Here is a 7,295-nt window from a genome sequence, read left to right on the forward strand (position 1 = left end):
TCCATATAGTGGGTGGAGACCAGCACGGTCAGCCCGCCGCTGGCGAGGCGATGGATCTCGTCCCAGAACTCGCGCCTCGCCTTCGGGTCGACACCGGCCGTAGGCTCGTCGAGCAGCAGCAATTTCGGCTTGTGCATGATGCAGGCGGCCAGCGCCAGCCGCTGCTTCCAGCCGCCCGACAAGGTGCCGGCCAGCTGGTTGCGGCGCGACGTCAGGCCGAGGTCCTCCAACGTGCTCGCGACATGCCCCTCGACCGGCTTCAGCCGGTAGAGCCGCGCCACGAATTCGAGATTCTCGCCGATCGTCAGATCCTCGTAGAACGAGAATTTCTGCGTCATGTAGCCGACTTCGCGCTTGATGCGCAGGCTGTCGGTGCGGATGTTGAAACCGAGCACCGTGCCTTCGCCCTCGTCCGGCGTCAGCAGGCCGCACATGATGCGGATGGTGGTCGTCTTGCCCGAACCGTTGGGGCCGAGAAAGCCGACGATCTCGCCCTCGGCAACCGACATCGTCACATGGTCGACGACGGTCTTGTCGCCAAAGCGCTTGACCAGGCCGTGTACGTCGATGGCGTTCATCTTGCGCTGTCCGCCAGATCGACATCGACGATCTGGCCGGGCTGCAGCGGGCCGGCATCGCCCTCCGGCCGCGCCTCGACGAGGTAGACCAGCTTCTGCCGGTTCTCGAGCGAATAGATCACCGGCGGGGTGAACTCGGGATCCGGCGAGACGTAGCTGACGCGCGCCTTAACATCCGGGCCGCAGCCGTCGCAATGGACGCCGAGCAAGGTGCCGACCTTGACCGAGGAGAAGGCGCTCTCCGGGATATAGACGCTGAGCTTGACCGCGCCGTCGGGCAGGATCGAAATCACAGGCGCGGTCGGACCTGATGTATCGCCCGGATTGCGGATGACGTCGTTGACGCGGCCGGGCGAAGGGGCGGCCAGCACCCGTTTCGACAGCCGCCACTGCGCCTGCTCCAACGCGGCCTGCGCCTGCTTGACCTGATTGTCGGCGGCCTTGATCGTCTCGGGGCGCGCCGGCAGGCCGCCGACGGCGAGATTGGATTTGGCCTGGCCGACCTGCGCATTGGCCGTTTCGAGCGTGGCCGACGCGGTGTCGAAATCCGCTTGCGTGCCGGCGCCGCGCTTGAACAGATCGGCGGCGCGGTCGTATTTGCGCTTGGCGTCGGCGGCCTGGGCGCTGGCCATATCGACCTCGGCCTTCAGCACGGCGATCTCTTCCGGCCGCTTGCCGATCTGCAGGTCGGCCAATTGCGCCTGCGCCTGGGCAAGGCCGGCCTGCGCCTGCGCGACAGCGATTTTTGCGTCGGCACTTTCCAGCGTCACCACGGTCGTGCCAGGCACCACACGGTCGCCGCGCTTCACCGTGACGGTCTCTACCTGCGCCACCTCGATCGGCGCCAGCAGCACGTAGTCGCCTTCGACATAGCCGACGGCCAGCGGTGCTGCCGGGGCACAGGCCGAGAAGAGCTGCGCGGCGAGCGGCAGCGAACACAGAAAGCTCATGGTCTTTGCCCCTTTGTCTTTGCCCCTTTTCTGGCGGCCAGTATGGCCTTGAGATTGCCCGATGTGACCGCCACCACCTTGGCGGCCTCCGCGGCGCCGATATCGGGCCAGCCCATGCGGCGCATCACCGCCTCACGGCCGATGCGGAAATAGATGACCTGGCCGATCAGCGTGAACACGGTGAGCCTTGTGGCCTCGCTTTCGGCGGGCTCGCCAGTTGCCTGTTCCCACAGCTGGCACAGCCGGCGATGGCTCGGCTCGAAGACACCGTCATAGATACGATCGAGGGCTGCCGTTGGATGGGAAAGTTCGCGCAGGATGAACTGCACGATCTCACCGGCCTGCGGACTGGCCACGACAAAGCCGACCATTCGCTCCAGCGCCGCGAAGAGCTGCGCCTGCGCTGCCTCCGGACCGACCGGCGCGGGCGCCTGCGCATTGCCGAGCGCCGGGCCGGCGACCGTCTGGATGGTCTCGACGATAAAGTCGGCGGCGGCCGTGCGAAGACCCTCCTTGCCGCCGAAATGATAGGCGATCGAGCCGATATTGGCTCGCGCCTCGGCGGCGATCTCGCGCGTCGAGGTGCCGTCGAAGCCCTGCCGTCCGAACAGCTTCAGTGCCGCCTGGACAAGCGCCGCGCGCGTCATCTCGGCGGGCTCGCGACGAAGAACTTTGGGCTCAGGTAGTTTGATCATAAGTGCACTTTAATCAATCGATTGATTAACGTCAACTTCTGTTCGTCATTGTCTTGCCATCGACGGCGGCAAACGCTTTAGTGCGCGGCCATGGGCAAGGAAGTCGAACGAAAATTCCTGGTCACCAGCACCGCATGGCGGGAGTTGGCCGAGGCCAATATCCGCATTCTCCAGTTCTATCTCGCTGCCGGCCCCGGGCGCACAGTGCGCATCCGCATCAGCGACGGCACTTCCGCCAAGCTGACGCTCAAATTCGGCAGCAAAGCGCGCGAGCGCGACGAATTCGAATACCCGATCCCGCTGTCGGAGGCGGTGGAGATGCTGGACTTCGCCATCGGACGTGTCATCGAGAAGACACGTCACCATGTTAGGCACCGTGGCTATCTCTATGAAGTCGATGTCTTTGGCGGACCGCTTGCGGGACTTGTGGTCGCCGAACTTGAGACGCCGGAGGACGTGCCGGACGAAATGCTGCCCGACTGGCTCGGCCGTGAAGTCACCGGCGAGCAGAAATTCTACAACGCGTCGCTCGCCCTTGGTGGGATTCCGGAGATCGCCGCATGAGCTTTCGCATCGATCCGCGCCTGCCGCTGACCGGCGAGGTCAGGAGAATCCTTGCCGAGGAGATCGGCAAGGCGCTGCATCATCTTGACGCCGCACGGAGCCGGCCGGAACAGGCGCTGCACAAATGCCGCAAGCGGCTGAAGAGCGCTCGCGCCTTGCTGCGGCTTGTTCGTTCCGGTGACGAAACATTCTGTGAGACAGAAAACCAGTGCTACCGCAACGTGGCGGCCCTGCTTGCCGGCCCGCGCGAGGCGACAGCGCTGATCGAAACCATCGACCGCCTGGCGGCAAGCTTTCCCAAGGAGGGCGCCGACGATGGGCTGGGCGCGGTTCGCGACAGGCTGATCGCGCGCCAGCATGAATTGCACGAAGGTACAGGGCTCGAAGCGGCGATCGGCGCGGCGACCGCCGCCTGCGAGGAGGGCCTGCACCGCATCGGCACGCTGGCCTTGCCCGACCAGCCGGAACAGGCGGCCGACGTGCTTGCCGAAGGCGCCCGCGTCACGCTGCGCCGCGCCAGGAAGGCGCTCGACAAGGCCGGATCGCGGGGAGCGGCCGATGATTTCCACGATCTGCGCAAGGCGGCCAAGACCCACGGCATGCATCTGTCGCTGCTCGGCAGGCTGTGGCCGACACCGATCAAAGCAAGGCGCAACGCGGTCGACGAACTGGGCGAGCGGCTGGGCGACCTGCACGATGTGCTGGTGATGCGCGCCCTGCTCGAGGCCGACGACCAGCTGCTCGGGCCGCCCGAGGACACGAAACTTCTGGCCAAGCTTTTGAAGCGGTCGGAAAAGCAGCTGAAGAAGAGCTGCCTTGCCGAGGCGGCCGAGCTGTTCGGCGACAGTCCCAAACGCTCGACACGCAAACTGGCCCGCAAGGCGCGCGACGATCTGGCTGCGCCGCCGGAAGAGGCCGCGGCATCGTAGGATGACTTGGCGCTCTTCCTCTCGGTCCGGACGGGGGGAAGAAAGGCGTGCGCTAGCCCTCATTACCCGCCCATGCTAATCGCCATGGAGTATGACCGAGCCCGGCGACACGCTTCTGGATCGACTTGGCCGCTGGCTTGCCGGCCGGCTGCAGGAAGAATCGTCCGGCTACGAGCCCTACACCCCCTCCGATGCCGAAACGCTGCGTCGCACGCTTGAGCCCGGCGACATCCTGCTGATCGAGGGCAACCAGAAGATCTCGGCGGCGATCAAGTACCTGACCCAGTCGACCTGGTCGCATGCGGCCTTCTATATCGGCGATGCCTTGCCCGCGCCGGCGGACGGCTCGGAGCGGCCGCGCCTGATCGAGGTCACGATCGGCGAAGGCTGCGTCGCCGTTCCATTGTCGCGCTACCGCACCTACAACACCCGTATCTGCCGGGCGAGTGGGCTGGCGCCGGAGGATCGCGACAAGGTCGTCGCCTTCATGATCGGCAAGCTCGGCCTGAAATACGACCTCAAGAACATTTTCGACATGCTGCGTTTTTTCTTCCCGACACCGCCGGTGCCGGTGCGCTGGCGCCGCCGCATGCTGGCCTTCGGTTCCGGCGATCCGACACGGGCGATCTGCTCGACGCTGATTGCCGAGGCCTATGGCCAGATCCGCTATCCGATCCTGCCCGAGATCACCCGTGCGCCCGGCCGCGCCTCGGCGCAGTCGAACTATTCGCGCAAGGAAATCCTGCACATCCGCCACCATTCGCTCTACACGCCGCGCGATTTCGACCTGTCGCCCTATTTCCGCATCGTCAAGCCGACGCTGGAATATGGTTTCGACTACCGGGCGGTGACCTGGGACGACAAGCTTGCCGATCCCGGGGCCAAGGCCGCCGAATAAACGCGATCAAATGAGTCCAGCCGCTGCACAGGACCGCTGGCCGGCAGCCGGGCGTCAGTGCTTGCAAGCCGCGGCCCGCACGTCCGAGGGTGTGGCGTCATAACGGCGACGGAACGCCCGGTTGAAATAGGAAAGGTCGTTGAAGCCGGCCTCGTAGGCGATCGCGGTGATGCTGCGTCCGGCATGGCGCGGATCGCCGAGCATGCGATGGGCGCGCGCCAGCCGTTGGGTCATCATGAAATCAATCAAGGATGTGCCATCGCTCTCGAACAGCTTGCGGACGTAGCGGGCCGACAGTCCGTGGCGGGCGGCGACGTCTTGCGCCGACAGGTCGACATGGCCACCATGCGCGACGATATCGGCCTTGATGGCGCGCAAGCGGGCAACGCTGACGCCGCGGCCGCGTGCGATCTGGGCCGCATCCCTGGTCGCGCCCATGGCGAGTGCGGCAAGGTCGAAAACATGTGCCGCCGCAAGGTGGCAGGCCTCCGCAGTCAACTCGTCTCCGACCTCCTGGATCGAGCTGATATAGTCGAGCAACAGCCGCATCGCCCCGCTTTGGGTCGGCAAGGGCCGCATAAGAACCGCGGCCGGATCGCCGATCAGAGGCGAAAGCTGCTTGCGCGAAAAACTCAGATTGACGAAGCGAAACCCGCCGGCGCCGATCAGGTTGAGGCCAACCTCTTCACCGCTCATCATCAGCGCCTGGCCGTTGCCGACCGCCTCCTCGCGGCCGCGATGCTTCATCACACTGCCCCCGTCGAGGGCCGCCAGAAGAACGAAGTCGTCATTGTCGATCAGCGACGACGTACGATGCACCCGGAATTCCGATGAGCTGCCGGTGGCGATGCCGAGGCCTGGCAACGCGCGCACCCGCATGTCGATCTGCGCCGGCGCCAGCGGATCGAGGTCCACCCTCAGAACCGTGCGGCCGTAAACCTCACGCGTGATCTCGACGCGATCCCGCTCCGGAAACATCTCCGTCGCCAGCCTGAATGAGGCTGACGTCCCCATCGTCGCAGTCATCGACACCCCCCATGCCCAAGAGCGCGGTCATATGCGCCGGAGCCTGCAAAACGTCAATCCCGGGCCGTTTTGGCCGCTTTCAGTGCCGTTCTGTCCAAGCTGCCCCCCTTTTATGCCCCTAGTTTGCGGCGCGATTCCGGAACCGGAACCGCATTGGCGGCAATCCAAAGGGGGGCACGATGTTTCATTTGCAACTGTTCAAGACGCTGTCGGCACTGGCTGCGGCAGGGTTCAATCCGCGCATCTATCTGCTGTCGATCGCCTTGGGCAACGCAGTGACCGATCATCGCGAGGCCAAGCTGCCGCCGCGCGCTGCCCGATGATGAGCAGCACCATGAAAAAGAGCATTTTCCTGGCCCTGACCATTGCCCTTGCGGGCTGCCAAACGGGCCAGGTCGACGACAGGCCGGCATCGATCGCGAGCGCGGCCGGCAGCAAGAAGGCCCGGAACGAACCGACGACGGAAACGGCATGCGCCGATGCGGCCAAGAAGGCGGCGAAGGCGCAGACCAATGCGGCTCTGCTCGGCGGTGTGCTGTCGATGGCGGGGGGTCTTGGCGGTCTGGCTGGCAATGGTGGGGTCATTGCCGGCCAGGCCGCCTCGATCGGCGGCTCGGTTCTGCAGTCCCAGGCAACGAGCAGTGCCCGGGCCGGCATTGCGGAGGATTGTTATGGCTGAGCGGCGTTTCGTAGCCATGCGCCGGCTGGCCGGCGCGCTCGCACTTGCCGGCATGATCTTCGACAGCCCGCCTGCCTTGGCGCTGACAGCGCGGGATGCGTCGGCGGTCGTCGGCCTGATCGAGGCCTTGCAGCCCGAATTCGGTCAGTTCGCCTATGACGAGGAGATCGCCGCCGACTGGTACGAGCGCGATGCCGCGGACAAGGGCTTGATCGGCAGCGCCGGTTTCACCGCCGACAGCTGGAAGGTCGCGCTTGGAGAGACCATGCGCGGGTTCCTGGCGACGATGCCGGTCGCAGAACTCGATGCCATTTTCGCCAAGCTCAGAAATGCCATATCCGGCATGAGGGAGCTGACCGAGGCACAGAAGACGGAGACCATCGCCGCGATCGACGAAGAGGACGAAGGCTTGATGGCCTTGCGGGCCGAGGGTGACCCCTTCGCCGATGTCGTCAGGCCGCTGACGCCAAAAATCCGCAGCCTCATCCTCGGCCCGGCGATGGGGCAATAGGAGGTTGGGCAACAGGAAACGGGTGGCCGGAAAAGCAACTCCGGGCGGGAGCCTCGAGGCCGAACATCGCGATATTTTTCCAGCCACGGCACGTGCCGGGCGAGGCAGCCCGATCGCGATGCTGATCTGCCTGCTGGCCTCCGGCTGCAGCCAGACGGCCGCCAGCCCGCCGATCACGCCAGACCAGCATGCGCAATTGGCGGAGTTGGCGGCCGGCCCGGACTCGCCGGCAGGTCTTGGCGAGGCCCTGGCTGCAGTCGAGGCGACCAGGAAAATGCAGGACTGCCGGGCGCGTATGAACGAGACGGTCGGGCAGATGAAGACGATGGGCGCCGTCAATGGCGCGGTCGGCGTCGCCGGTCGCATGGCGGGTCCGGGGGGCAAGACAGCGGCAAAAATGGTGGCGGTCGGCACTGCCAGGGTCGTGCGCGGTAAGCTCAGCCACCAGATGCAATCGTGCTGAGA

The 7,295-nt window shown here is 65.4% G+C and carries 11 protein-coding genes; 7 read left to right on the plus strand and 4 right to left on the minus strand.

Annotated features, from left to right (window positions below; translation table 11 throughout):
* From ENZ75_RS14585 to ENZ75_RS14595, 3 genes are all read right to left on the minus strand, one after another.
* Positions 1–578, minus strand: a 578-nt coding sequence (locus ENZ75_RS14585) for an ABC transporter ATP-binding protein (RefSeq protein ID WP_164887825.1), incomplete at its 3' end; no start/stop codon positions are given.
* The gene (locus tag ENZ75_RS14590; protein ID WP_027161228.1) at positions 575–1,528 is read right to left on the minus strand and encodes an HlyD family efflux transporter periplasmic adaptor subunit; all 954 of its coding nucleotides are present in this window, start codon (positions 1,526–1,528) and stop codon (positions 575–577) included. The genes ENZ75_RS14590 and ENZ75_RS14585, both read right to left, overlap by 4 nt.
* Positions 1,525–2,223, minus strand: coding sequence for a CerR family C-terminal domain-containing protein (locus tag ENZ75_RS14595; protein WP_063169644.1), 699 nt, complete (start codon positions 2,221–2,223; stop codon positions 1,525–1,527). The genes ENZ75_RS14590 and ENZ75_RS14595 overlap by 4 nt, the downstream gene beginning before the upstream one ends.
* A 90-nt stretch (positions 2,224–2,313) precedes the next feature.
* Between ENZ75_RS14595 and ENZ75_RS14600 the strand changes: the two genes are divergently transcribed.
* From ENZ75_RS14600 to ENZ75_RS14610, 3 genes are all read left to right on the plus strand, one after another.
* A complete protein-coding gene (locus tag ENZ75_RS14600; RefSeq protein WP_013528659.1) occupies positions 2,314–2,787 on the plus strand; it encodes a CYTH domain-containing protein in 474 nt (157 codons plus the stop codon).
* Complete coding sequence (locus ENZ75_RS14605) at positions 2,784–3,716, plus strand: CHAD domain-containing protein (protein WP_063169643.1); 933 nt, start codon at positions 2,784–2,786, stop codon at positions 3,714–3,716. Before ENZ75_RS14600 ends, ENZ75_RS14605 begins: the two co-directional genes overlap by 4 nt.
* 91 nt (positions 3,717–3,807) lie before the next feature.
* Positions 3,808–4,614 (plus strand): hypothetical protein, encoded by an 807-nt coding sequence (locus tag ENZ75_RS14610; RefSeq protein WP_013528661.1) that lies wholly within the window; start codon positions 3,808–3,810, stop codon positions 4,612–4,614.
* A 54-nt stretch (positions 4,615–4,668) separates the two neighbouring features.
* Here the strand turns inward: ENZ75_RS14610 and ENZ75_RS14615 are convergent, their stop codons facing one another.
* Positions 4,669–5,640 (minus strand): AraC family transcriptional regulator, encoded by a 972-nt coding sequence (locus ENZ75_RS14615; RefSeq protein ID WP_013528662.1) that lies wholly within the window; start codon positions 5,638–5,640, stop codon positions 4,669–4,671.
* A gap of 179 nt (positions 5,641–5,819) precedes the next feature.
* Here ENZ75_RS14615 and ENZ75_RS14620 point away from each other — a divergent pair, with 179 nt between their 5' ends.
* The 4 genes from ENZ75_RS14620 to ENZ75_RS14635 are packed head-to-tail and all read left to right on the plus strand — an operon-like array spanning position 5,820 to position 7,293.
* Positions 5,820–5,963, plus strand: coding sequence for a hypothetical protein (locus ENZ75_RS14620; protein WP_082826609.1), 144 nt, complete (start codon positions 5,820–5,822; stop codon positions 5,961–5,963).
* Between the two features lie 11 nt (positions 5,964–5,974).
* The gene (locus ENZ75_RS14625; protein ID WP_013528664.1) at positions 5,975–6,319 is read left to right on the plus strand and encodes a hypothetical protein; all 345 of its coding nucleotides are present in this window, start codon (positions 5,975–5,977) and stop codon (positions 6,317–6,319) included.
* Positions 6,312–6,830: a hypothetical protein gene (locus tag ENZ75_RS14630; RefSeq protein ID WP_063169641.1), complete on the plus strand. Its 519-nt coding sequence runs from the start codon at positions 6,312–6,314 to the stop codon at positions 6,828–6,830. Before ENZ75_RS14625 ends, ENZ75_RS14630 begins: the two co-directional genes overlap by 8 nt.
* A 22-nt stretch (positions 6,831–6,852) precedes the next feature.
* A complete protein-coding gene (locus ENZ75_RS14635; protein WP_063169640.1) occupies positions 6,853–7,293 on the plus strand; it encodes a hypothetical protein in 441 nt (146 codons plus the stop codon).
* Positions 7,294–7,295 lie beyond the last annotated feature (2 nt).

The organism is Mesorhizobium sp. M7A.F.Ca.CA.002.04.1.1, assembly GCF_004022805.1.
Lineage (GTDB): Bacteria > Pseudomonadota > Alphaproteobacteria > Rhizobiales > Rhizobiaceae > Mesorhizobium > Mesorhizobium ciceri.